The sequence below is a fragment of the Rhizobium sp. BK098 genome, assembly GCF_014193155.1.
Lineage (GTDB): Bacteria > Pseudomonadota > Alphaproteobacteria > Rhizobiales > Rhizobiaceae > Rhizobium.
Genome location: NZ_JACHYY010000005.1, coordinates 166,550 through 191,627, shown reverse-complemented (window position 1 = coordinate 191,627; position 25,078 = coordinate 166,550). Strand labels below are relative to the sequence as shown.

Sequence of the window (25,078 nt, the reverse complement as noted above, 5' to 3'; positions counted from 1 at the left end):
GAATCCGATAAACCGTTTATACATAAACGCATGTTGCCGGACCACGCTCCGGTTGATACCCCCGGGCCGGCGCGGCCCGTGGCGCATGTTGGGGAAGTCCGAAGCGACCTGGTTTCACCGCGCCTGATGGCGACAGGTTCTTCGCGGAAAGTTGCAGACAAATTTCGTGAGCGTACCGCAATGACGGCGCCTGCTGCCGCGTGCGGTTTTTCAAGGGGTGCTTCATGCCGATGCTGCCGCGTGCCGTCTTGTTGAGCTGTGTTATTGCCGTTTTATCGAGTGCCCAGGCGCTTGCGCAGGGTGCGCCGCCGGCACCGCCCGTTACGGTCGCCAAACCTGTCGTTCGCGATGTCGTCGATAGCGACGAGTTCATCGGGCGCTTCCAGGCGGTCGATGAGGTTTCCGTGCGCTCGCGGGTCGGCGGTTACCTGCAGGAGGTGCATTTCCAGGACGGCGCGATCGTCAAGCAGGGAGATCTACTTTTTGTCATCGACCAGCGGCCCTTCATCACTGCTCTGAACGAGGCGACTGCCTCGCTGGAAGTGGCAAAATCGTCGCTGACGCTTGCTGATGCGCAATATAAGCGGGCGGAATCCCTGTCGACGACGGGCAGCCAGTCGGCTTCGACGCTTGATGATCGACGCCGCGATCTCATTTCGGCGCAGGCGAATGTGCGCGGTGCGCAGGCGACGGTCGATCGCGCCAATCTGGACATGGATTTCACCAGGATTACCGCGCCGCTCAGCGGCCGTATCGACCGGCGCCTGATTTCGGTCGGCAATCTCGTACAGGCTGATCAGACCGTGCTGACGACCATTGTGTCGCTCGATCCCATCGATTTCTATTTCGATGTCGATGAGCGCCGGCTGCTCTCCTACGCTGACGAGGCCCGCAAGAATGGCAGCGCCCTGCAGCAGGGCGGTGGCGGTCTCGATGTGACCGTGACGATTGCCGATTCCAAGCAGAAGCCCTTCAAGGGCAAGCTCGATTTCGCGGAAAACCGTGTCGACAACGAGACCGGAACGATCCGCGTCCGTGCCCGCTTTCCCAATCCCAATCTCGTTCTGCAACCCGGCCTTTTCGGACGTATTCAGGTGCAGGGGTCCAACAGCTACAAGGCGATCCTCGTGCCGGATGAAGCCATCGGTTCGGATCAGAACCAGCGCGTCGTCTATACTGTCGATACCGCCGGCAACATCACGCCGAAATCCGTGCGTCTCGGGCCGAAGCTCTATGGCTATCGCGTCATCCGCGACGGCATGAGCGGCGACGAGACCATTGTCGTCAACGGGCTGATGCGTATCCGGCCCGGTGTCAAGGTGACGCCCCAGCTGATCGAGCTGCCGCAGCAGGCGACGAATGACGAGCCGCCGGCCCAGGCCGATGCACAGGGGACGAGCCAATGAGGTTTTCCCACTTCTTCGTCGATCGGCCGATCTTTGCATCGGTCCTATCCATCGTGCTGCTGATCGTCGGCGGCATCGCCTATTTCCAGCTGCCGGTGGCGCAATATCCTGAAGTCGCGCCGCCGACCATCGTCGTGCGTACCTCCTATCCGGGTGCCGACGCGCAGACCATAGCCGATACGGTGGCGACGCCGATCGAACAGGAAATCAATGGCGTCGAGGACATGCTCTATATGTCCTCCTATTCCAGTGCTGACGGCTCCATGGCGCTGACGATCACCTTCAAGCTCGGCACCGATCTCGACAAGGCACAGGTACTGGTGCAGAACCGCGTCGCCATTGCCGAACCGCGACTGCCCGATGATGTCCGCCGCATCGGCATCACGACGGTCAAGAGCTCGCCCGACCTGATGATGGTCGTGCATCTCCTCTCGCCGAACAATCGCTACGACCAGCTCTATATTTCCAACTATGCCCGTACGCGCATCCGCGATCTTCTCGTTCGTCTCGATGGCGTTGGCGACGTCCAGCTCTTCGGCGAGCGCCAATATTCGCTGCGTATCTGGCTGGATCCAGAAAAGCTCGCCGCCTACGGCATGACCGCCGGCGACATCGTTCAGGCGCTTCGCGATCAGAACGTGCAGGTTTCCGGCGGTACGATTGGCGGGCCACCGGTGTCCGGCACCAACGCCTTCCAATATACCGTCACCACGCAGGGGCGTTTTTCCGATGCGCGGCAATTCCGCTATGTCATCGTGAAGGCGACGGGCAACGGTCGTCTCGTGCAGCTGCAGGATGTCGCTCGCATCGAGCTCGGCGCGCAGGACTACGTCACCAACAGCTATCTGAACGGCAGCCCGGCGGTGGCGCTCGGCGTCTTCGCACGCCCGGGCACGAACGCGCTCGATGCCGCCGCCGATATTCAAAAGACGATGGAAAGCCTGGCGCAGGATTTCCCGCAGGGGCTCGAATATCGCATCATCTATAACCCCACAGAGTTCATCGCCGAATCCATCCACGAGGTCTACAAGACGATCTTCGAGGCGGCTATCCTCGTTGCCATCGTCGTGCTGGTCTTCCTGCAGTCCTGGCGGACGGCGATCATTCCAATCGTCGCCATACCGGTATCGCTGATCGGCACCTTCGCGTTCCTGCTGGCTTTCGGCTTCTCGCTGAACATGCTGACGCTGTTCGGCCTGGTGCTCGCCATCGGCATTGTCGTCGATGACGCGATCGTTGTCGTTGAGAATGTCGAGCGAAACCTCGCGCTCGGCATGACGCCAAAAGAGGCGTCGCATGTGACGATGAACGAGGTGGGTACGGCGGTTCTGGCAATCTCGCTGGTGCTGATCGCCGTCTTCGTGCCGACAGCCTTTATCCCCGGCATCTCAGGCCAATTCTACCGGCAGTTCGCGGTGACGATTTCGGTCGCGACGGCGATTTCGTGCCTGAACTCGCTGACGCTCTCGCCGGCGGTCGCCGCGATTGTGCTGCGGCCGCATAGCCACAAGAAATCCAACAACATCTTCGCGCGCTTTGGCCGTGGGCTGGGTGATGGGTTCAACCGCGGCTTCGAGCGGATGAGCAGCGGCTATTCGTGGATCATCCGACACCTTGTCACAACCTGGGCGGCGCTTGCCTGTGCACTTCTCGTCTTCGCAGGGTTGCTCGCGGGAACCTGGTATATGGGCAGGATCGTCCCGCAAGGCTTCGTTCCAACCATGGATCAGGGCTATGCCATTGTCGTCGTGCAGCTGCCTGACGGCGCGTCGCTTGCGCGCACCAATGCCGTCATCCAGAAGGCGACCGATATCATCAGCAAGACGCCCGGTATCGCCAATGCCGTCGCCTTCGCCGGCTTCAATGGTGCGACTTTCACCAATGCCTCGAATTCGGGTGTCATCTTCACGCCGTTCAAGCCATTCGAGGAACGGTTGAAAACCGGAGATTCGGCGACCAAGATCATCGGCCAGCTCTTCGGCAGCCTGCAAGGTATCCAGGAAGCCTTCATTATCGCCATTCCGCCGCCTTCGATCCGCGGCGTCGGCAATTCCGGCGGCTTCAAGATGCAGATCATGGACCGGGAAAATCCGGACATGCGCCGCATCCTGCCGCTCGCCTATCAGATGATGGGCGCTGCCGCACAGAACAAGGGCGTCAGCGGCGTCTTCACCACCTTCTCCGCCAACAGCCCGCAATATTTCCTGGCGATCGACCGTGATAAGGCGCGCGCACTCAATGTGCCGATCCCGAATATCTTCGAGACGCTGTCGATCAACCTCGGCACATCCTATGTCAACGACTTCAACGCCTTCGGCCGCGTCTACCAGGTGCGGGCGCAGGCCGATCAGCAATATCGCATGGATCGCGAGGACATTCTGGCGCTGAAGGTGCGCTCGGCGACGGGCGCGCTGGTGCCGCTCGGCACGCTGGTCGATATCCGCGACACGACCGGGCCGGCGCTCGTCCAGCGCTACAACATGTATGTCTCGGTCCCCCTGCAGGGCAATCCGGGACCGGGGGTTTCCACGGGTACTGCACTCGATACCATGGAGGGGCTGGCCAAGAACCTCTTGCCCTCGGGCACGACCTTCGAATGGACGGAACTCGCCTATCAGGAAAAGCATACCGGCAATACGGCGATCTATATCTTCGCCCTATCGGTCATCTTCGTCTTCCTGGCGCTGTCGGCGCAGTATGAAAGCTGGATCCTGCCGCTTGCGATCATCCTCATCGTCCCGCTGGCGGTGCTGGCGGCGCTGATCGGCGTGCACCTGAGAGGAATGGACAACAATATCCTCACGCAGATCGGGCTGATCGTGCTGATCGGCCTTGCGGCCAAGAACGCGATCCTGATCGTCGAGTTCGCCCGGCAGGCACAGGCAGAGGGAAAGAGCGCCGTCGAGGCGGCGATCGAGGCCAGTCATCTGCGCCTGCGCCCGATCCTGATGACCGCCTTCGCCTTCATCTTCGGCGTCGTGCCGCTGATGGTTGCGACAGGCCCTGGCGCGGAAATGCGCCAGTCCCTCGGTACCGCCGTCTTCTCCGGCATGCTGGGCGTTACGCTGTTCGGCCTGTTCCTCACGCCGGTCTTTTATGTCGTCCTGCGCAGGCGGCGCAAGCAGGCGGAAGCCGCGCAGGAGCCCTCGGCCACAGATGCCGCAGCACAATGATATCTAACAGAGGAGAGGCCGAGCGTTTCACGGGAACCGCTCGGCCTCTTTATCTGGCTGCTTTCAGGCGATGCCAGACGCAAAGCGGTTCGATGCTTTTTCGCTGATTGCTTTAGAGATGCGGATTGCGCGGCCTATATTTCTTGACCAGCCGCTGATTGGTTTCCTTGGCGCCTGGCATGTTGGCGCTGAGGTAGACGGGTGGATTGCCATCTTTACAGAGTTCGGCGGCGACATCAGCGAAGATGGCGTTCAGCACCGTCGCGCCGACGGCTGTTGAGGCTGGCCCGACCTTCAGCTCCGTACCCGACAGCTCTATCATCGCGTCACCGGGCGGCAGGCCGTTGTCCAGCACGATATCGGCGATATCGGCGAGCTTTCTGCGTCCATTGGCGATGGCGGCCGAATAAGCGAGCGACGTGATGGCGATGACCGTTGCGCCGATCTCGCGGCCATAATCCGCCGCCTCGATCGGTGCTGCGTTGACGCCGGAATTAGAGGCGATGATCAGCACGTCGCCCGGCTGCATGCCATAGCGCTCGAAGACTGGGCGGATAAGGCCTTCGGTGCGTTCATAGACCGAACTGATGACGGCGCCTTCATGCAGCATGGCGGAGCCCACGAGCACGGGAATGGTGAAGGCGAGGCCGCCGGCGCGATAATGCACCTCTTCGGCCAGCATGTGCGAATGGCCGGTGCCGAAGACATAGACGCGGCGGTCGGCGCGTGCGGCGGCACAGATGGCAGCCGAAGCCTTGGACATGGGCTCCGCCAGCGTTTCGCGCAGGGTCTCCAACCGACCAATGAGAGCAGAGAAATAGTTGTCCGTGACTGCGCTCATGCCGAGCTTCCTCATACGCTGTGTCAGGCCGAAGCTTGACCTGAGATCCATGTTTCCGTGACTTCGATGCCGTCGTTTATGTGAACGAGATCGGCACGCATTCCCGGCGCCAAATGGCCGCGATCGGCAAGCCGGAGGAAGCGGGCAGGGTAGGAGGTCGCCATGCGCAGGGCTTCAGCCAATGGCAGCTCGAGAATATTGACGCCATAGCGAATGGTCGAGGCCATATCGACATCCGAGCCTGCCAGCGTGCCATCATCGAGCGTCAGCTTGGAGCAATAGCCGCCCTGGGTGCGATAGACCGTGCGGCCATTCAGCGTGAAACTCGGAAGATCGGTGCCGACGAGCGACATGGCATCGGTGACGAAGAACAGACGGCCCTCACCGCGTTTCGCGCGCAGTGCAACCCTGAGCGCCGTCGGCTCGACGTGATGACCATCTGCGATGATGCCGCACCAGGGGGCGGGATGGTCGATCGCTGCACCGACGAGGCCGGGCGCACGATGGCCCATCTGGCTCATGGCATTGAAAAGGTGGGTGACGCCGCGGGCACCGGCATCGAAGCGCGCATCGGCGGCTTCAGCCGTGCAATCGCTATGGCCGATGCTGACGATGACGCCGCCTTCGGCGAGCGCCTGCACCTGCCGCTCCGTTACCTGTTCGGCCGCCATGGTGACCAGCAGCGTGCCGATCGCCTCGCGGGCGCGGATGAAAGTCTTGACGTCGCTGTCTTCGACCGGACGCATCAGTTCGGCCAGATGCGCACCCTTGCGGGCCGGTGCCAGATGCGGGCCTTCCAGATGCAGGCCGGCGACGCCGCGATTAGCTTTTACGGCCTCGACGGCCGCTTCGATCGCCGCCGTCGTTGCGGCTGCGACATCGGTTATCAGCGTCGGCAGCACCGATGTCGTGCCGTAAGGGCGATGCCCTTCGGCGATCATGTACATGGACGCCGGCGAGGGCTCGTCATTCAGCATGCGGCCGCCGCCGCCGTTGACCTGCGCGTCGATGAAGCCCGGAGAGAGAACGCCGCCCTTCAGCTGAATGGTTTCGGCATTATCGGGCACATCGTTGATACCGGTGATGGCATGGATGCGGCCATTGCCGATCACCAACGCGCTATCCTCGTGAAACCGGTCGCCATCGAAGATGCGGGCGCCGGTAAAGACCTTGTAGTCCATCACATGGTCTCCGTTACCTTGAGAAGATTAGCCGGCTTATCTGGGTCGAAGCCCTTGCGGCGGGTCACCGACTCGATGAGGCGATAGTAGCACAGCAGCGACACCAGCGGGTCGAGCAGGCCGTTGCCTGTCGTCGGCATGCGCAGGTTGATGCCGGCAAGCGGCGCGGTCGAGAAGGAGACGGCGGTGGCGCCGAGCTTCTGGAGCCGTTCCAGCGCCTTGGCATTGTTAGCGAAGGCTGCGTCGTCGGGCGAAAAGGCGACGATCGGGAAGCCCGGCTGTACGAGGCGCATCGGCCCGTGCATGAGTTCGGCGAGCGAGAAGGCTTCGGCATGAAGGCCGGCGGTTTCCTTGGCCTTCAAGGCCGCTTCGAGTGCAATGGCGAAAGCCGGGCCGCGGCCGCCGGTATAGAGCGAGGAGGCGTCGAAGAGCACATCTTCGGCCGCCCTGCCGTCGATGCCCGAGGTCGCAGCAAGCGCCTCCGGCAGTTTGGCAAGACCATCGATCAGCGCCTTGTCCTGCGACACTGCAGCCGTGACACCGGCAAGAGCGGCAACCGAGGCGATGAAGGATTTGGTCGCGGCGACGCTCTGTTCCTTGCCGGCGTTCAGGCCGAGCACGATGTCGGCTTCCTTGGCGAGCGGGCTGTCGGTGACGTTGACGACGGCGATCGTGGTGGCGCCGCCCTTCTTGGCGGCGGCCTGCATGGCGATGATATCGGGGCTGCCGCCGGACTGGGAGACCGTGAAGTGAATGCCGCCCTTCAGGTGCAGCGGAGCGCCATAAACAGAAGCGATCGACGGGCCGACGGAAGCGACCGGGACGCCGCAGGAGATTTCGAAGAGATATTTGAAGAAGGTGGCGGCGTGGTCGGACGAGCCGCGCGCGGCCGTCGTGATCAGCGACGGGCGACCGGTCGAGAAGAGCTTCGCGATCTCGGCAAAAGCAGGCTTTTCTTTTTCAAGCAGCGTCGCAACCACCTCAGGCGATTGGCCGGCTTCCGTCAGCATCAGGGATTGGGTCTCGCTCATAAGTCATCTCCAATTCTCAATTCGGCAACAAAATCATAGGCATCGCCGCGGTAATGCGAGCGGGTATATTCAACAACGCGCTGGTCCGCGAGGCGGGAGACGCGCTCGATCAGAAGCGCGGGCGCTCCGGCCTTCACGGTCAGGATCGAGGCGGAGGTTGGGTCGAGCGTCACGGCGGTCAGCCTCTGCTGGGCGCGGACGGGCTTGAAGCCTTTGGCGGCCAGAGCGTCATAAAGCGATCCCTCGGATATGGCCTCCTCACCCAGGAACTTGATGGGAACGACGGCGCGCTCGATGGCGAGCGGCTGGCCATCCGCCAGGCGCAGTCGATCGAGCCGCAACACGGGCTCATCAAGGCCGAGGCCGAGCAGGAAGGATTCCTCCGGCGCCGGTGCGCTGACGGTGCGCGACAGGACGCGTGCTGCCGGTTCGCGGCCGCGCGAGCGCATGTCCGCCGAGAAGGAGGAGAGGCGCCAGAGCGGTTGCTCGATACGCTCGACATGCTGTGAGACGAAGGTGCCGCTACCGTGGCGGGATTCGATGACGCCCGAGGCGAGGAGATCGCGATAGGCGGTTCTGACCGTGACGCGGCCGATTTCCAACGCTCCGGCTAGGTCTCGCTCGCCTGGCAACGCCGTGCCCGGCTTCAGCAAACCTTCCTGGATGAGACCGGTCAGCGCCTGTGCCAGGCGCTTGTACAGCGGTCCGCTCGCGGTCTCGTCGCTCAAACCGCGATTGTTCAATTCGAGGATCAAACTGGTTCTATCCATGGTGCCTATATAGAACCTATTTAGAACCAATTCACAAGGTGAATCTGGTCTCATCGCAAAAAAGAATCGGCCGGGCGCTTTGGACGCCCGGCCGATTTTTCAAGTGAGCAGGGCACGCCCGGCTTTAGTTCTTGGTGAAGATATAATCCGTTTCCTGCCGCAATACCTCGCCCGGGCGGAGCACGGCATTGGGGAAGCCTTCGTGGTTGATGGCGTCGGGCCAGACCTGCGTTTCCAGGCAGAAACCGGCAAACGGGCCGATCTTGCGGCCGTCATGACCGGGAACCGGCACATCGAGCTTGAAGCCGGCATAGAACTGCACGCCGGGCTCGGTGGTGCGCACTTCGAGCGAGACGCCGGAATTGACGCTGCGGGCGAGCACGACGGAACGTTTGGCGGTGCGCTCGGTCGAGAGGCAGAAATTATGGTCGTAGAGCGCCTGCTCGCCTCCCTCGAAACGCTTCATCGGCGACATCTCGCGGAAATCGAAGGCAGTGCCTTCGACGGAGCGGATTTCCCCTGTCGGTATCTGTTTGTCATCCGTCGGCGTGTAGTGATCGGCGGCAATCATGATGTCGTGACCGAGCGCATCGTCGCGGCCGTCGAGGTTGAAATAGGCGTGCTGGCAGACATTGGCGAGAGTGGGCTGATCGGTGGTCGATTCATAGGTGACCGACAGTTCGCCGTTGCCATGCACGCGATAGGTCGCCTGGATCGTACAATTGCCGGGATAGCCGGCGCGGCCATCGGGATCGACAATCTTCAGGACGACGCGGTCGGTATCGTGCTCGACGATGGTCCAGTTGCGCTTGGCGATATTGTCCTTGCCGCCATGCAGATGGGTGACGCCCTTTTCATTGAGCTCCAGCTGATACTGCTTGCCGTCGAGCGTGAAGCGGCCAGCGCCGATGCGGTTGGCGCAGCGGCCGGGCGTGGCGCCGAAATAGGAGGAGTGGAGGGGATAATCGGCAAAATTGTCGAAGCCGAGCAGCAGCGAGGGCTCGTGGCCATCAAGACGCAGATCCTGGATGACCGCGCCCCAGGACATGATATGAGCGGTCAGGCCGCCACCGACGATCTTGACGCGATAGACAGTCTCCCCATCCGCCGTCGTCCCAAAATGTTCCCGCTGCAAAGTGCTTTCCGTCATATCAGCTCATCCATTGCTTTTGAGTATGCGCGGTCAGACCCTGCCTCCATTCGCGCCGTTCCGCAACCAGTTCGATGGCGAAATTTAGGGGCGGGTGGGAAGGGGGCAAGGTCTGATTAAGCTTTGCCCATAGCTAGTAGATTGACACGTTATGCTGTGAATGTGAGGCGCAGAAGACAGGCGGTCGATTTCGTCCTGATCCGTCCAGCTTGTCGTGAAGAGAGTTGGCTGTCCGTCTGCTGAAAAGCGTTCGAATTAATTGGTTCGACCCGTCCGCTTTTTCGGCCTTCATGATTACCATCAACCTGTCGCCGCGAACGGCGAGAAGGATATAGAACGCCTTTTGACTGTATTTTTCCACATAGGAGCTCCAGCGTCCCATACCTGCCGCGTAGCTGGCGTTTGCATAACTGCTTGTCTCCGCGGTAGCGCTCCAGCCATTGCTGGTGCTGATCCTCATAAACCTGCCCTGCCTGATTATTCCCATGCGGCATTTTTCACCGGCGCTGGCGTTGGAGTCGATCTGTTCCCATTGGCCGGAGAAGCCCCATTCTTCGGATCTTGCCTGCTGCGAGACGAACAAAATGGTTGCGATGAAGAGAAGTAATTTTGCAGCGCAGCGCACGCACATCTCCACCAGTTTCCGCAGCGATTCGGGGCGGTATCGGCTGCGCTTCTCTTTCTACAAATGGTTGTGGTTATTTGGTGGCGCCGCGACAGGCAAATGCTGAACATTCAGCGCGACAGTTCCCGCGTCGCCTTTTCCAGCCCGCCGAGTGTCAGAGGGTACATGCGCTCGCTCATCAGGCGGCGGATCATCGAGATCGAGGTCGTGTGGCCCCAATAGTTTTCCGGCACCGGATTGATCCAGATGCATTTGCGGAAATGGCCGGTCATTCGGGCGAGCCAGGCCTCCCCAGCCTCCTTGTTCCAATGCTCCACCGAGCCGCCGGCTTGAGTGATCTCGTAGGGGCTCATGGATGCGTCGCCGACGAAGACGACGCGGTAGTCGGGACCGAAGGTGCGGATGAGATCCGTCGTCGCCGTGATGTCGACGCGCCGGCGGCGATTGTCCTTCCACACGCCCTCGTAGAGGCAGTTGTGAAAGTAGAAATATTCCATGTGGCGGAACTCCGCGCGGACGGCGGAGAAGAGTTCTTCGACGACGCGGATATGGTCGTCCATCGAGCCGCCGACGTCGAAGAACATCAGCAGCCTGACGGCGTTGCGGCGCTCCGGCCGTGTCTGGACATCGAGATAGCCATGTTCGGCGGTGGAGCGGATGGTGCCGGAAAGATCCAGTTCTTCGGCGGCGCCTTCGCGTACCCAGCGGCGCAGGCGTTTCAGCGCTACCTTGATGTTGCGGGTGCCAAGCTCCACGCCATCGTCGAGATTGCTGAAGTCGCGTCGATCCCAGACTTTTACCGCGCGGCGGTGGCGCGAGGTTTCCTGGCCGATGCGCACGCCTTCTGGGTTATAGCCATAGGCGCCGAAGGGCGAGGTGCCTGCCGTGCCGATCCATTTCGAGCCGCCCTGATGCCGGCCCTTCTGCTCGGCCAGCCGCTCGCGCAGCGTCTCCATCAGCTTGTCGAAGCCACCGAGCGCCTCGATCTGCCGTCTTTCCTCTTCGGTCAGATGCCGCTCGGCGAGCTTGCGCAGCCATTCCTCGGGAAGGAAGGCCAGCTCCGCCGCTTCTCCATCGGCATTGCCGCCGATCGCCTCGACGCCACGAAAGTAATCGGCGAAGACCTGGTCGAAACGGTCGATGAAGCGTTCGTCCTTGATCAGCGTCGCGCGCGCCAGATAATAGAAGGCCTCGATGTCGCAATCGGCAATCCCTTCTTCCATTCCTTCAAGCAGCGACAGGAATTCCCGGAGCGTCACCGGAACCTTCGCTTCCTTGAGTTTCAGGAAGAAGGGAATAAACAAGCCTCAAATCCTTTCCTGGCCGATCTCCTCCAGATCATATGGCGTGGTCTGGTAGATCTCGTTGATCCAGTTGCCGAAGAACAGATGCGCGTGGCTGCGCCACCGGTTCTGCGGAGGGATTTCCGGGTCGTTATGCGGGAAATAATTGTGCGGCATCTTGATCGGCACGCCGGCATTCACATCCCGGAAATACTCGTCCGCCAGCGAGGTGGAATCATACTCCACATGATTGAACATGTAGAGCCGGTTGCAGGCCCGTTCATGCACGAGGCAGACGCCCATCTCGCTCGAGTCCATCAGTATTTCCAGACCAGGCACTTTTTCGATGTCGGCGCGGCGCACTTCGGTCCAGCGCGAGACCGGAATGGCGAAATCGTCGGAGAAGCCGTTGAGATAGACCGAGGAGGGCTTCAGGTTCTGGTGGCGGTAGACGCCGAAGGCCTTCTCCGTCAGCGTATATTTCGGCACTTTGTGGAAATGGTAGATCGCTGCCATCGCACCCCAGCAGACGTTCATCGTCGAATGGACGTTGGTGGTCGTCCAATCCAAGATCTCCTGCATTTCGTTCCAGTAGGTGACGTCCTCATATTCGAGCAGCTCGATCGGCGCGCCGGTTATGATGAAGCCGTCGAACTTGCGGTGCTTCACTTCTTCCCACGTCTCGTAGAAAGCAAGCAGATGCTCCTGCGAGGTGTTCTTGGCCCTGTGGCCGCCAACGCGCACCAGGGAAAACTCCACCTGCAGCGGCGAGGCGCCGACCAGGCGCGCCATCTGGATCTCGGTCTTGATCTTGTTCGGCATGAGGTTGAGAAGCCCGATCTGAAGGGGGCGGATATCCTGACGGAACGCCACCGTTTCGGTCATCACCCGCACACCCTCGTTCTGGAGGGTTTCAAACGCGGGGAGCGTATCGGGAATCTTGATGGGCATCTTTTCACTCGCCAAATACAAAAAAACCGGCCGCGATGAATCGCTACCGGTCCGCACGCGGCCCTTTAGCGACTTATTTAACGTGGCTGCAAGCCGGCCGGCCAAATCACCACAAGGGAAATCTCATAAACCCGACATCTCCGCGGGTCAATGGGGCGAGCGTCGGGGAAAGTCCGGGGCTGAGCTCGGAGGCGCGATGTGGCCTACAGATGTTCAATGAGAGCTTCCATGCCATAACCGAGGCGATGCCTGGCAGCCTCGATCGGTAGCCAGAAGAAGCGGAAGCCGATCGGGTCGCCACCGTCGAAAGGCGTCATTTCGTGGTGGAGCCAAGTGGCAGGCGCTCGCTCGGAGATACCGCAGCGGAAATAGTGCCGTTGGTGATAGTAATCGCGGCCGTTCTTTTCGAAACGGTAGTCGTGGACGCCAAGCAGTTGGAGTTCGCGCGGCGCAAAACCGGTCTCCTCCTCGAATTCGCGCGCTGCGGCCGCTACAATGTCCTCACCGGATTCGACGGTGCCACCAGGAACCTGGAGCTGGACGGCGGGGAAGTCTGGCTCATCGAATACCAGCAGATGCCGATCCCGAATAGCATAGATCAAAACCTTTACGGCATCGGGTTGCATTATCTACCCTGCCCACGTGCCATGAAGGCCAGCCGCTCGAAGAGGTGCACGTCCTGCTCGTTCTTCAGAAGCGCGCCATGGAGTTTCGGCAATACGTTCTTCGCATCGGCGCGCAGCGTTTCCGGATCGATATCGTCTGCGACCAGCAGGCGGATCCAGTCGAGCGCTTCCGAGGTCGAGGGCTTCTTCTTCAGGCCCGGCACGTCGCGGATTTCGAAGAATTGCGTCAGTGCCGCATGGACGAGCGTCTGCTTGATGCCGGGATAGTGCACCTCGACGATGCGCGTCAGCGTCTGCATGTCGGGGAAGCGAATATAATGAAAGAAACAGCGGCGCAGGAAGGCGTCCGGCAGCTCCTTCTCGTTGTTCGAGGTGATGATGACGATCGGGCGGATCGCGGCCCGGATCGTCTCGCCGGTCTCGTAGACATGGAATTCCATGCGGTCGAGTTCCTGCAGGAGATCGTTCGGGAATTCGATATCGGCCTTGTCGATCTCGTCGATCAGCAGCACGCATTTCTGCGGCGAGGTGAATGCCTGCCAAAGCTTGCCCCGACGGATGTAGTTGCTGACATCATGAACTCTGATGTCGCCGAGCTGGCTGTCGCGCAGGCGCGAAACCGCATCATATTCGTAGAGACCCTGCTGGGCCTTCGTCGTCGATTTGACATTCCACTCGATCAGGTCAAGGCCGAGCGCGGTGGCCACCTGGCGTGCGAGTTCGGTCTTGCCCGTACCGGGTTCGCCCTTTACGAGAAGCGGACGCTCCAGCCTTATGGCGGCATTGACGGCGACCATCAGATCCTTGTCGGCGATATAGTCGGCAGTTCCCTGAAATTGCATCGGAAGGCTTTCTCAATTTTTCAAGCGCAAGCTAATTGCTGGTCTTATTCGGTTTAAGACGCGAAACCGTGTATATAGGAATGTGATCCCACCGATCTATTGCAAGGGTGGACATGAGGGCGGCTCATGATTAACTGACGGGACGCGTGGCAGGGAAGTGCTGATGGCAGTTGATACGCAAGCCAAGCCGAATGGGCAGGGGAACGAGCAGGTCGGATACGATTTGAGCCTCTTCTTTCGGTTGAGGATGATGTTTTCCGCGTTCTGGAATTCGCCGGTCCGCATCAAGCTCATTATTCTCGTCGTCGCGCTTTTCGCAATCATCCTCGTCACGGCCTATGTTCAGGTGCTGCTCAACAATTGGAACGCGCCCTTTTACGATTCGCTGGCAAGACGCGATATCACCGCTTTCTTCCATCAGCTCGGCGTCTTCGGCATCATCGCCGGTTCGCTCCTGGTCCTCAACGTCATCCAGGCCTGGCTTAACCAGATGACCGCGCTGTACATGCGCGAGGGTCTGGCGCGTGATCTCGTCAATCAGTGGCTTCAGGCGAAGCGCGCGCTTCGTCTCGCCTCTTCCGGCCTGATCGGCGTCAATCCCGACCAGCGTCTGCATGAAGATGCTCGCAACCTCGCGGAAAGCACGACCGGGCTTGCCATCGGTCTGGTGCAGGCGACGATCCTGCTGCTGAGCTTTATCGGCGTGCTCTGGGAGCTTTCCAGCGGCATGGTATTCAAAGTCAACGGCATGAGTTTCGCCATCCCCGGCTACATGGTCTGGGCGGCAATCCTCTATGCCGGATCGGCATCGTTCCTCAGCCAATTCGTCGGCCGCCGCCTCGTGCGGCTGAATGCGGATCGCTATTCGAAAGAGGCCGAGCTGCGCTTTGCGCTCATGCATGCCAACGAGCACATGCCGGCGATCACGATTGCCGGCGGCGAAGAGAACGAGCGCCGGCGGATCAATCTCGATATATCGGCCGTGCTTGCCGTCATCCGGCAGCTTGCCATCGCCAATACCAATCTCACCTGGGTGTCCGCCGGCTATGGCTGGCTGGTGCTCATCATTCCGATCCTCGTTGCCGCGCCCGCCTATTTCTCCGGAGGCTTGACCTTCGGTCAGCTGATGGTGGCGGTCGGCGCCTTCAATCAGGTCAATTCGGCGCTGCGCTGGTATGTCGCGAATTTCGGCCCGATCGCCGAATGGCGCGCGACGCTGATGCGCGTGACCGACTTCCGCAAGGCGCTGACGGAGATGGACGACAAGACGCCGATGCCGCACACCCTCGTCTTTGAGAAGGCGGCACCCGGGACGATGGCTTGGACCGATCTGGAAATTTCGACGAAGACCAGCGACGAGGCGACTGAAAACGGCTTCCGAATCGCGGAGGGTACGGTCACGATCAATACCGGCGAGCATGTGATGATCAATGGCGATCACGGCGTAAACCGCAGGCTGCTGTTCGAGGTGCTGGCGCACCAGTGGTACAGCGGCTCGGGCACGGTCAGCCTGCCGCCGATGGATGACATGCTCTTCGTGCCGCATACGCCCTATGTGCCGACCGGCACGCTCAGAGAGGCAATCTGTTTTCCGGATGATCCGGACGCCTACGACGATGCCGCTGTCGAGGCCGTCATCGACAAGGTGGGCCTCGGCCGGCTGAAGAGCCGTCTCGATACGCAGGCCCGCTGGGATCGATTGCTCGATACCGAAGAGCAGAAGGCTGTCGGCTTTGCGCATCTGCTGCTCGCGAAGCCGAAATGGATCGTCTTCGATGATGCCATGGATGGGCTCGAGGCTGAAGTTCAGGCGAAGGCTTTTGCTATGCTCACCGAATTGAAGGATGCGACTCTGATCTATATCGGGCGCTCAGAAGCCTTCATGAACTCCATGTCGCCGCGCATCCTGCATCTGCAGTCCTTGGCTCCGCATGAGCACAGCACCGATATGCAAACGCCGCCCGAGACCGCCGGTGCAATGCGGACGGGCGGGAAAAAGGCCAGTGCTCCCTAATACGGTGGGATCCATCTTCATGTGATCCTCTGGCTTCAACCGCCCAAAACGCAAAACGCCCCGTCGCGAGGACGAGGCGTTTTTCATGCAAGCTATGAGCTTGAGGCTCAGTCCTTGGCGCGCTCGACGTAGGAATTGTCTTCCGTGGCGATGACGACGCGGGTGCCGGCGGTAATGTGCGGCGGCACCAGGGTGCGGATGCCGTTCGACAGTATGGCGGGCTTGTAGGAAGACGATGCTGTCTGGCCCTTCACGACCGGCTCTGTCTCGCTGATTTCGAGCGTGACATGGCGCGGCAGTTCGATCGCGAGCGGGATGCCTTCGTGGATCGACAGGATGCAGGTCATGCCTTCCTGGAGATAGGCCTTCTGGTCGCCCATGGTTTCGACGTCGACCACAACCTGGTCGTAGGTGGCCGGGTTCATGAAGTGGAAGCCTTCGCCGTCTTCATAGAGGTACTGGAAGTTCACGTCTTCGACGAAGGCGCGCTCGACCTGTTCGGTGGTGCGCCAACGCTCGGAGACCTTCACGCCGTCGACGATGCGGCGCATGTCGACCTGGGTAACCGGCGTACCCTTGCCCGGATGAAAGTTCTGAGCGGTGAGAACGACGTAGAGCTTGCCGTCGACATCGAGAACGTTGCCCTTGCGGACCGAAGAGGCGATGACCTTGACCATAAGACTTCCTTGTAACGCTGCGTTTTGCGTCGTAGAGGGACTGTCGAAATGCTCTCCGAGACGCAGCAATTGTTTGCTTGGGGGCGCAACTACCCTAAATCAATGGAAATTGCCACCCCCTTGCGTGGCCCGTGCCCCGAAGAAAGCTAGGAATGAAGCCAAAGACGAGCAAAGCGTCCCCCTGGTGGACCCGCAATGTCCATGCGGACCGGCGGCCGTTCCTCATCGGCCGCAATGCCATTCAGGCTGCGTTGCGGGTTTTCTTCGCGCGCAACGACTTCATCGAGGTCGATACGGCGACACTGCAGGTATCGCCCGGCAACGAGGCCCATCTGCATGCTTTCGTGACCGAGGCGGTGACGACGGATGGCAAAACGCTGCCCCTCTATCTGCACACCTCACCGGAATTTGCCTGCAAGAAGCTGCTTGCGGCGGGCGAGGAGCGCATCGCCTGCTTTTCCCATGTCTACCGCAATCGCGAGCGCGGGCCGCTGCATCATCCGGAATTCACCATGCTGGAATGGTACCGGGCAGGAGAGAGCTACGAGGCCCTCATGGCCGATTGCGCCGCAATCCTGGGGCTTGCTGCCGAGACGGTCGGGGCGAAGAAATTCAGCTATCGCGGCGCGGAGACCGATCCGTTCCTCCAGCCCGAGCGCATCAGCGTGGCGGCTGCTTTCGAACGTTATGCCGGTATCGATCTCTTTGCCTCCATCGGCCTCGACGGATCGACGGATCGCGAGCGTCTGGCGGCGGATATGCGCAAGGCGGGCATCCGTGTTGCCGACGACGATCTTTGGCAGGATCTTTTCAGCCGCGTGCTGGTCGAGAAGATTGAGCCGAATCTAGGCTTCGGCCGCGCAACGATCCTCGACGAATATCCCGTTTCCGAAGCGGCGCTTGCCCGGCCGTCGGCAGCCGACCACCGCGTTGCCGAGCGTTTCGAGCTCTATGCCTGCGGCGTTGAGCTTGCCAATGCCTTTGGCGAGCTCACCAACGCCGAGGAGCAGCGCCGCCGTTTCGAGATCGAGATGGGGGAGAAACAGCGCGTCTATGGCGAGACCTATCCGCTGGACGAGGAGTTTCTGGAGGCGCTTGCCGTCATGCCCGACGCGAGCGGCATCGCGTTGGGTTTCGACCGGCTCGTGATGCTGGCAACCGGCGCCTCGCGGATCGAACAGGTGCTGTGGGCACCAGTCGCGGAGTATGACGCATGAATGTGATGCGCCCAATCCGGACTATCGGCGAACTTGAGCGCGCCGGGCTGATCGACGCCGACCAGGCAGTGGCGCTCGAAGCCGTGGCGGAGCGCTATGCCGTCGCCCTGACGCCGACCGTGACGCGACTGATCGACGCCGAAAACCCCGCCGATCCTATTGCCCGGCAGTTCGTGCCTGATCTGGCGGAACTCGTTGTCACGCCCGAGGAGCGCACCGATCCGATCGGCGATCACGCGCATAGCCCCGTCGAGGGTATCGTTCATCGCTATCCCGATCGCGTGCTTCTGAAGGCCGTGCATGTCTGCCCGGTCTATTGCCGCTTTTGCTTCCGTCGCGAGATGGTCGGACCGCAGGGGCTCGGCATGCTCGATGGCGAGGCGCTTAACGGCGCCTTTGCCTATATCCGCGAGCACAAGGAGATCTGGGAGGTCATTCTGACCGGCGGCGATCCGCTGGTGCTTTCACCGCGGCGCCTGGAAGAGATTCTCGGGCAGCTTGCCGAGATCGACCATGTGAGGATCGTCCGCTTCCACACCCGCATCCCAGTCGTAGATCCTTTGCGGGTCGATGCGGCGCTGATTGCGGCACTGAAGGCGAGCGGCAAGACCATCTATGTAGCGCTTCATGCCAATCATCCGCGGGAGATGACGGATGAGGCGCGTGCTGCCTGCGCCCGGCTGGTCGATGCGGGAATCGTGCTTATCAGCCAGTCGGTTCTGTTGAAGGGCGTCAATGACGATCCGGAGGTTCTGGCGGCGCTGATGAGGGCTTTCGTCGAAACCCGGGTGAAACCCTATTATCTGCATCATCCGGACCTTGCGCCCGGCACCAGCCACTTCCGCCTTACGATCGCCGAAGGGCAGGCAATCGTAGCAAGCCTGCGCGGCCGTATTTCCGGCCTTTGCCAACCGACCTACATTCTCGATATTCCCGGTGGCTACGGCAAGGCCGACATCGGTCGAAGCGCGGTTCGCAATCTGGGCGAGGGCTGCTATTCGATTTCGGACTATCGCGGCGGCGGCCATATCTATCCGCCGGAAGGCTAGGGGCGGCCTTTGTCCTGCAGGCCTATACTTTTACTGACGCTCTGATTGTTATGACGTTTTTTGAATGAAACGTGGTGGCGAATTTTGGTACGTTAACCTTCTTTCACCTCTCGACATTCCAAAAATCGTCATTCCTTAATATTAGAGATTTTCGATATTTGTGCTTGAGCCGCGTGTTAGATGGCTTACGCTTGGTAAATTTCAATCAGGTAAGTATCGAATATAGCAATTTTACACGAAGCATAAGTTGGTTGTATTTACCACGTCGCTTAGCGGAATGTTCTATTTTGCCTGTTACTTCTCGGCGAAGAATAAGACTGCGTAACTGCGGTTATGCTTGCCATTGCCAGAAGGGACTAGACTATGAACAAGACGATTCGCGATTTGCTGGCCAAGTTCGGCGCGCTTCCCGTTGCTATCGATCAGATCGAAGACGATGCTGATCTTTATGCGGCGGGGCTGTCTTCCTTCGCTTCCGTACAGCTGATGCTCGGCATCGAGGAAGCCTTCGACATCGAATTCCCGGACAACCTGCTGAACCGCAAGTCTTTCGCCAGCATCGCCGCAATCGAAAGAACCGTCGGCATGATCCTGGACAGCAGAAAGGTCGCCTGATGACTGCGGCGGTCGCTCTACTCGAGGTTGGGACGGGCGAGGGAGCGGCGGTGCGCGCCGCCCGCGTCGCAGCGATCGCCAGCCAACACGCCGATGCCGTCGATGCCGAGGGCCGGTTCCCACGCGAAGCAGTCGACGCGATGCGCGCCGAAAAGCTGCTCTCCATCCAGATCCCCGCCGATCTCGGCGGCGAAGGCGCGTCGATGACCGAAATCGCCGAGCTTTGCTCGATCCTCGGTCAGGCTTGCGCCGCCAGCGCCATGGTCTTCGCCATGCATCAGATCAAGCTTTCGAGCCTGGTCGAGCACGGCGTCGACAGCGATTGGCATCGTGATTTCATGCGCCGTATCGCCAGGGAACAGCTGCTGCTTGCCTCTGCGACGACCGAGGGCGGGATCGGCGGCAACCTGCGCAACAGTATCTGCGCCATCAATGTCGAAGGCGATACCTGCACCCTCGAAAAGGATGCGACCGTCATTTCCTATGGCGCTCATGCCGACGCCATTCTGATCACCTCGCGCAGCCATGCCGAGGCGGCGTCCTCCGATCAGGTACTGACCTGCTTCCTGAAAGATCAATACGACATCAAGCGCACCGTCGAGTGGAACACGCTCGGCATGCGTGGCACCTGTTCCGACGGCTTCCTGTTTAAGGGAAAGGCTCCGGCCAAGCAGATCCTGCCGAAGCCCTTTGCCGAGATCGCCGCACAGTCGATGCTCGCAAGCTCGCATCTGCTCTGGAGCGGTGTGTGGTACGGCATTGCCGCCGATGCGGTTTCCCGCGCGCAGGCTTTCGTGCGGGCTGCTGCCCGCAAGTCTCCCGGCGCGCCGCCGCCCGGCGCGCTACGTCTGGCTGAAGCATCCAGCATGCTGCAGATGGTGAAATCCAATGTGGTCGCGGGGCTCAAGGCCTATGAAGAGGCGAAGCTCGACGCGGACCGCCTGTCGTCGATGGCCTTTGCCGTGGCGATGAACAACGTCAAGATCGCATCATCGGAGATGATCCTGCCGATCATCAACCATGCGATGCTGATCTGCGGCATCATGGGCTACAAGAACGGTACGCCCTACAGCCTCGGCCGCCACCTGCGCGACGCGCATTCGGCACAATTGATGATCTCGAACGACCGCATTCTCGGCAATACGTCGACCATGCTGCTCGTCCACAAACAAGATACCAGCCTGTTGGGGTAACCGTCATGGATATGCAAACATCGTTTCTCGACCGTCTTTTCGATTCCGGTCTCCTGATCGACACCGGCGTCGATGGTCTCTACGGCCGCAGCGGCCAGTTCGAAGACGTGATTTCCGCTTTCGAGCGCTTGATCGACACGTTCGGCGGCGCCGATGGCGCCGAAGCCATCCGCTTTCCGCCCGGCATGAACCGCGCCTTCTTTGAGACGAGCGGCTACATGAAGAGCTTCCCGCAGCTTGCCGGCACGGTGCACAGCTTCTGCGGCAACGAGCTCGACCATATGAGCCTGCTGAAATGCATGGAAGTGGGCGACGACTGGACGAAAGACCAGCAGGCGACCGATATCGTGCTGACGCCGGCTGCCTGCTATCCGCTCTATCCGACGGTCGCCAAGCGCGGCGCCATTCCGGAAGATGGAGCGCTCTATGATCTGCAATCCTATTGCTTCCGCCACGAGCCCTCCAAGGACCCGGCCCGCCAGCAGCTCTTCCGTATGCGCGAATATGTCTGCATGGGCAGCGAAAAGCACGTGACGGATTTCCGCCAGAGCTGGATGGACCGCGGTGTCGAGATGATGAGGGCCGTTGGTCTCGATGTAACCATCGATGTCGCCAACGACCCGTTCTTCGGCCGCGCCGGCAAGATGCTCGCCAACAATCAGCGCGACCAGAACCTGAAGTTCGAGCTGTTGATCCCGATCACCTCAGTCGCCAAGCCGACCGCCTGCATGAGCTTCAACTACCACCAGGATGCCTTTGGCACGAAGTGGGGCCTGAACTTTGCCGATGGCCGCGTCGTGCATACCGCCTGCGTCGGCTTTGGCCTGGAGCGCATCGCGCTGGCGCTGTTCCACACTCATGGTCTCGACACCAAGGAATGGCCCGAGAGCGTGCGCAAGGCGCTGTGGGGCTGATCGCGCCCATGGCTTCCGTGTTTCAGGGGCTGGATCCCGCCGCCTACAAGCCACATGCACTGCACGACAGCGAGCGCATGTGGCCCGAGACCAACTGCTATATCGATCTCTGGATCGAGGTTCTTTCGAGCCTGAAGCTGCCGCCGGAAGCCATGCTCGGCTTTACGCTGACACAGGATTTCGAGGGCGACCAGTTCACCTTCTTCAAGGTGCCGCTCGAGGATCTGGAAGCGCTCTATGGCGTGCGCTGCACCGAGCTTGCGATCTACGACAAGGTGCAGAACCATGTCGCCGAGCAGATCGGCCGCGGCAGGCTCTGCCTGGTGGAGATGGATTCTTTCTTCATGCCGGATACTCAAGGGGTCGGCTATCGCCGCGAACACGGCAAGACGACGGTCGCGATCAACCGGCTCGACATGCAGGGCCGCACGCTCGACTACTTCCACAATGGCGGATTCTTCCAGCTGTCGAGCGAGGACTTCGACGGGCTCTTCCAGCTGCATCTGACGAATGAGGATCTGCCCTTCCTGCCCTATACGGAATTTGCGAAATTTCCGGAGAAGGCACCGGGTGAGGCTGCGATCCGTCAGACGGCGCGGCAGCTTTTGTCTTTCCATTTCCACCGTCGTCCGCTGGCCAATCCGATCCGCGCCTTCGCGGAGGTCTTCCCGGCGCAGGTGGAAGCGGTCGCCGAACGGCCTTTCGGCTTCTTCCATAAATATGCCTTCAACACGTTGCGTCAGCTCGGCGCCAATTTCGAGCTTGCGGGCAGCCATTTCGACTGGCTTTCGACCGATCTGTCTGAAGCGGTGGCCGAGGCGCGGCAAATTTCCGAGACGGCGAAGTCGGTGCAGTTCCAGCTGGCTCGGGCCATTACGCGCAAGAAATTCGAGCCGCTGCGGACGGCGCTTGATCCGGCTGCCGATGCGTGGGATTCCATGATGAGCGAACTCGAACGGAAGCTTTGACCGACTTCCGTTCGATCGCGATACGGCTGGGTTATTTCTGAACATATTGGGGCGGGGGCAATCCCTCGAAAAATATCATGGGCGGGCGCTTGGCGGATCTCGGCGATGGAATGCGGCTGAGCGAGGGTTGGAATCTGGTATTGACGGAGGCGGGCACCTGCCTCTCGCCCTCCGATGTGCCGCTGACATCTGGCTTTATCCCGGCGCCCGTGCCCGGCACGGTGGCGGAAGCCCTGGAAAGGGCCGGACGCTTCGACCGGACGAAGCCGCAGCCTCTTCACGACCACGATGCCTGGTACATCTGCCGTCTGGTGGATGCTGACGCCGGTGAGGCGGTCTTGCGGCTGGAAGGGTTGGCGACGCTTTGCGAAGTCTTCCTCAACGGCCAGCAAATCCTTGTGTCCGAAAGCATGTTCGAGGCTCACGACGTCGATGTCACCTTGCTTGGTGGCGACGAGCTGGCGCTCTGTTTCCGCGCGCTGGAGCCGAAGCTTTTGGAACCCGGCCCACGCGCCCGTTGGCGGCCGCAGATGATCACGCCACAGGGCTTGCGGATGGTGCGCACGACGCTGCTCGGCCATATGCCCGGCTGGTGTCCGGAGGTTCAGGCCGTCGGTCCTTGGCGGCCGATTTCGCTGCTGCGGCCGAATGCGCCTGTTATTCGTGATCTCTCCTTGCGGCCGGACCTGCTCGAGAATGGTGAGGGCAGGCTCTACGCCTCGCTCTCGATCGAGGGCGATGTTGAAGAGCTCCTTTTGCGCTGCGGAGAGACGGAACAGGCGTTCGAGAAGGACGGTCCCGGCCGCTATACGGCAATCCTGAAAATCCGCGATGTGGTGCCATGGTGGCCGCATACGCATGGCGTGCCGCAGCTCCATGATGTCACGCTCGTCGTCGATGGCGTGGAGCATGCGCTCGGACAGACCGGGTTTCGCCGGCTGTCGGTCGATCGCGGCGTCGATGGGCAGGATTTCGCTGTCATCGTCAATGGCAAGCGGATTTTCTGCCGAGGTGCTGTCTGGACTACGGCGGATATCGTGCGCCTCCCCGGCGACCGTGGTGATTACGAGGGCTGGCTGCGGCTGGCGGCGGAAGCCGGCATGAACATGATCCGCATCGGCGGCACCATGGCCTATGAGACGCCGGAATTCTTCCGTCTCTGTGACGAACTCGGCCTGCTCGTCTGGCAGGATTTCATGTTCGCCAATTTCGACTATCCGAAGAACGACAAGGCGTTCAACGCCCATGTCGAAACGGAGGTTTCGCAGTTTTTGGGTCGGACGCGCCTCTCGCCTTGCCTGGCTATCCTTTGCGGTGGCAGCGAAATCCATCAGCAGGCGGCGATGATGGGCCTGCCGGAGCAGTTCTGGAAGAGCCCCGTTGTCGAGGAGATCATCCCACCACTGGTGCAATCGCTGCGGCCGGATGTGCCCTATGTCGTTAATTCGCCGTCCGGCGGGGCAATGCCGTTTTTTTCAAATGTTGGCGTCACGCATTATTACGGCGTCGGCGCCTATATGCGGCCGCTTGCCGATGCCCGCCGCGCCGATGTTCGCTTCGCCGCCGAGAGCCTGGCTTTCGCGCACGTGCCGCAAGCCCGCATGCTCGGCCAGCACCTGCCGGTTCCGGCAGTCCATAGCCCGCTATGGAAAGAGCGCGTGCCGCGCGATCGCGGCGCGTCCTGGGATTTCGAGGATGTGCGTGATCATTATCTTCAGGAGCTTTACGGCTTCGAGCCAAACCGGCTACGGCGGGAAGACCCGGATCTCTATCTCAACCTCTCCCGTGCGGTAACCGGCGAGGTGGCCGAGGAGACCTATGCCGAGTGGCGCCGCCAAGGTTCCGGCTGCAACGGCGCCCTCGTCTGGACGCTGCAGGATCTGCTTCCCGGCGCCGGTTGGGGCGTGATCGATTCGACCGGGGAGCCGAAGCCGGTCTGGTACGCATTGCGTCGTGCCTTCCAGCCGATACAGGTGCTGCTGATGGATGAAGGCACCAATGGTCTCGACGTGCACGTCATCAACGAGAGCGATGTGGCGCTCGATCTGACCGTCGAGGTATCCTGCCTGCGCGACGGCCGTCAGATCGTCGTCGGTGGCGGGCGCGATCTGGTGCTCGATGCCCGAAGCAAGCAAAAGATAGCCTGCACTGATCTTTTCGGCGCCTTCTTCGATACGACCTATGCGTTCCGTTTCGGACCGCCATCGCATGATGTGACAGTGGCGCGGCTGACAGCTCCTGCGACCGGTACTGCGATCGCCCAGGCCTTTTACTTCCCGCTCGGGCGCACAAAGGCGTTCCACGATGCGGAGATCACGGCGTCGGCAGTGCAGGAGGGTGAAGACTGGTTCCTCGAGTTGAGCAGCGATCGGTTGGCGCAATCGGTGCAAATCGACCTGGAAGCTTATCGCGCCGAGGATGACTGGTTCCATCTTGCACCAGGCAGCCGGCGACTTCGGCTGTACCGACGGGAGGGCGTTCCGGCCGATGTCATTCCATCCGGCCAGATCCGCACGGTCGGCAGCCGGCGGATCGTCGAGGTTTGAGCGCCT

21 protein-coding genes and 1 riboswitch are annotated in these 25,078 nt (G+C 60.9%); of the genes, 10 read left to right on the top strand and 11 right to left on the bottom strand.

The annotated features are described in order from the left end of the window. Positions 1-224: 224 nt before the first annotated feature. Positions 225-1,406: an efflux RND transporter periplasmic adaptor subunit gene (locus FHT73_RS15370; protein WP_183712696.1), complete on the top strand. Its 1,182-nt coding sequence runs from the start codon at positions 225-227 to the stop codon at positions 1,404-1,406. After that, positions 1,403-4,579, top strand: a complete 3,177-nt coding sequence (locus FHT73_RS15365; RefSeq protein ID WP_183712693.1) for a multidrug efflux RND transporter permease subunit — start codon at positions 1,403-1,405, stop codon at positions 4,577-4,579. The genes FHT73_RS15370 and FHT73_RS15365 overlap by 4 nt, the downstream gene beginning before the upstream one ends. A 112-nt stretch (positions 4,580-4,691) precedes the next feature. Here FHT73_RS15365 and FHT73_RS15360 read toward each other — a convergent pair whose 3' ends face one another. From FHT73_RS15360 to FHT73_RS15315, 10 genes are all read right to left on the bottom strand, one after another. Continuing rightward, positions 4,692-5,420 carry an SIS domain-containing protein gene (locus tag FHT73_RS15360; protein ID WP_112607040.1) on the bottom strand — a complete coding sequence of 243 codons (729 nt, stop codon included), beginning with the start codon at positions 5,418-5,420 and terminating at the stop codon, positions 4,692-4,694. 23 nt (positions 5,421-5,443) lie between these two features. Next, the gene (gene nagA / locus FHT73_RS15355; protein WP_112606756.1) at positions 5,444-6,601 is read right to left on the bottom strand and encodes an N-acetylglucosamine-6-phosphate deacetylase; all 1,158 of its coding nucleotides are present in this window, start codon (positions 6,599-6,601) and stop codon (positions 5,444-5,446) included. Beyond that, positions 6,601-7,632 carry an SIS domain-containing protein gene (locus FHT73_RS15350; protein WP_112413965.1) on the bottom strand — a complete coding sequence of 344 codons (1,032 nt, stop codon included), beginning with the start codon at positions 7,630-7,632 and terminating at the stop codon, positions 6,601-6,603. Before FHT73_RS15350 ends, nagA begins: the two co-directional genes overlap by 1 nt. Next, positions 7,629-8,402: a GntR family transcriptional regulator gene (locus FHT73_RS15345; protein ID WP_183712690.1), complete on the bottom strand. Its 774-nt coding sequence runs from the start codon at positions 8,400-8,402 to the stop codon at positions 7,629-7,631. Before FHT73_RS15345 ends, FHT73_RS15350 begins: the two co-directional genes overlap by 4 nt. A 124-nt stretch (positions 8,403-8,526) precedes the next feature. Next, positions 8,527-9,552: an aldose epimerase family protein gene (locus FHT73_RS15340; RefSeq protein ID WP_183712687.1), complete on the bottom strand. Its 1,026-nt coding sequence runs from the start codon at positions 9,550-9,552 to the stop codon at positions 8,527-8,529. A gap of 133 nt (positions 9,553-9,685) precedes the next feature. Beyond that, positions 9,686-10,177, bottom strand: coding sequence for a hypothetical protein (locus FHT73_RS15335; RefSeq protein ID WP_183712684.1), 492 nt, complete (start codon positions 10,175-10,177; stop codon positions 9,686-9,688). Positions 10,178-10,287: 110 nt separating this feature from the next. Then, positions 10,288-11,481 (bottom strand): VWA domain-containing protein, encoded by a 1,194-nt coding sequence (locus tag FHT73_RS15330; protein ID WP_183712681.1) that lies wholly within the window; start codon positions 11,479-11,481, stop codon positions 10,288-10,290. A gap of 3 nt (positions 11,482-11,484) precedes the next feature. Next, positions 11,485-12,411 (bottom strand): homoserine O-succinyltransferase, encoded by a 927-nt coding sequence (gene metA / locus FHT73_RS15325; protein WP_183712679.1) that lies wholly within the window; start codon positions 12,409-12,411, stop codon positions 11,485-11,487. 45 nt (positions 12,412-12,456) lie between these two features. Continuing rightward, positions 12,457-12,534, bottom strand: a riboswitch (SAM riboswitch). Between the two features lie 80 nt (positions 12,535-12,614). Then, a complete protein-coding gene (locus tag FHT73_RS15320) occupies positions 12,615-13,037 on the bottom strand; it encodes an NUDIX domain-containing protein (protein WP_183712676.1) in 423 nt (140 codons plus the stop codon). After that, on the bottom strand, positions 13,037-13,879 hold the full coding sequence (locus tag FHT73_RS15315) for a MoxR family ATPase (RefSeq protein ID WP_183712673.1): 843 nt from the start codon (positions 13,877-13,879) through the stop codon (positions 13,037-13,039). Before FHT73_RS15315 ends, FHT73_RS15320 begins: the two co-directional genes overlap by 1 nt. Before the next feature lie 163 nt (positions 13,880-14,042). Here FHT73_RS15315 and FHT73_RS15310 point away from each other — a divergent pair, with 163 nt between their 5' ends. Beyond that, positions 14,043-15,893, top strand: a complete 1,851-nt coding sequence (locus FHT73_RS15310) for an ABC transporter ATP-binding protein/permease (protein ID WP_183712670.1) — start codon at positions 14,043-14,045, stop codon at positions 15,891-15,893. A gap of 107 nt (positions 15,894-16,000) precedes the next feature. Here the strand turns inward: FHT73_RS15310 and efp are convergent, their stop codons facing one another. Next, on the bottom strand, positions 16,001-16,570 hold the full coding sequence (gene efp, locus FHT73_RS15305; protein WP_015341611.1) for an elongation factor P: 570 nt from the start codon (positions 16,568-16,570) through the stop codon (positions 16,001-16,003). 152 nt (positions 16,571-16,722) lie between these two features. On the opposite strand from efp, the gene epmA reads away from it, so the two are divergent. The 7 genes from epmA (at position 16,723) to FHT73_RS15270 (ending at position 25,072) form a co-directional block, all read left to right on the top strand. Continuing rightward, entirely contained in the window at positions 16,723-17,787 is a 1,065-nt protein-coding gene (gene epmA / locus FHT73_RS15300; RefSeq protein WP_183712667.1) for an EF-P lysine aminoacylase EpmA, read from the top strand. Continuing rightward, complete coding sequence (locus FHT73_RS15295) at positions 17,784-18,836, top strand: lysine-2,3-aminomutase-like protein (protein ID WP_112606734.1); 1,053 nt, start codon at positions 17,784-17,786, stop codon at positions 18,834-18,836. Before epmA ends, FHT73_RS15295 begins: the two co-directional genes overlap by 4 nt. Before the next feature lie 363 nt (positions 18,837-19,199). Further along, on the top strand, positions 19,200-19,451 hold the full coding sequence (locus tag FHT73_RS15290) for an acyl carrier protein (RefSeq protein WP_112606732.1): 252 nt from the start codon (positions 19,200-19,202) through the stop codon (positions 19,449-19,451). After that, positions 19,451-20,644 (top strand): acyl-CoA dehydrogenase family protein, encoded by a 1,194-nt coding sequence (locus tag FHT73_RS15285; RefSeq protein WP_112606730.1) that lies wholly within the window; start codon positions 19,451-19,453, stop codon positions 20,642-20,644. The genes FHT73_RS15290 and FHT73_RS15285 overlap by 1 nt, the downstream gene beginning before the upstream one ends. A 5-nt stretch (positions 20,645-20,649) precedes the next feature. Next, a complete protein-coding gene (locus FHT73_RS15280) occupies positions 20,650-21,558 on the top strand; it encodes an amino acid--[acyl-carrier-protein] ligase (RefSeq protein ID WP_183712664.1) in 909 nt (302 codons plus the stop codon). Positions 21,559-21,566: 8 nt separating this feature from the next. Beyond that, positions 21,567-22,526: a DUF1839 family protein gene (locus FHT73_RS15275; RefSeq protein WP_183712661.1), complete on the top strand. Its 960-nt coding sequence runs from the start codon at positions 21,567-21,569 to the stop codon at positions 22,524-22,526. A gap of 77 nt (positions 22,527-22,603) precedes the next feature. Further along, entirely contained in the window at positions 22,604-25,072 is a 2,469-nt protein-coding gene (locus tag FHT73_RS15270) for a glycoside hydrolase family 2 protein (protein WP_183712658.1), read from the top strand. The last annotated feature ends 6 nt before the right edge of the window (positions 25,073-25,078 follow it).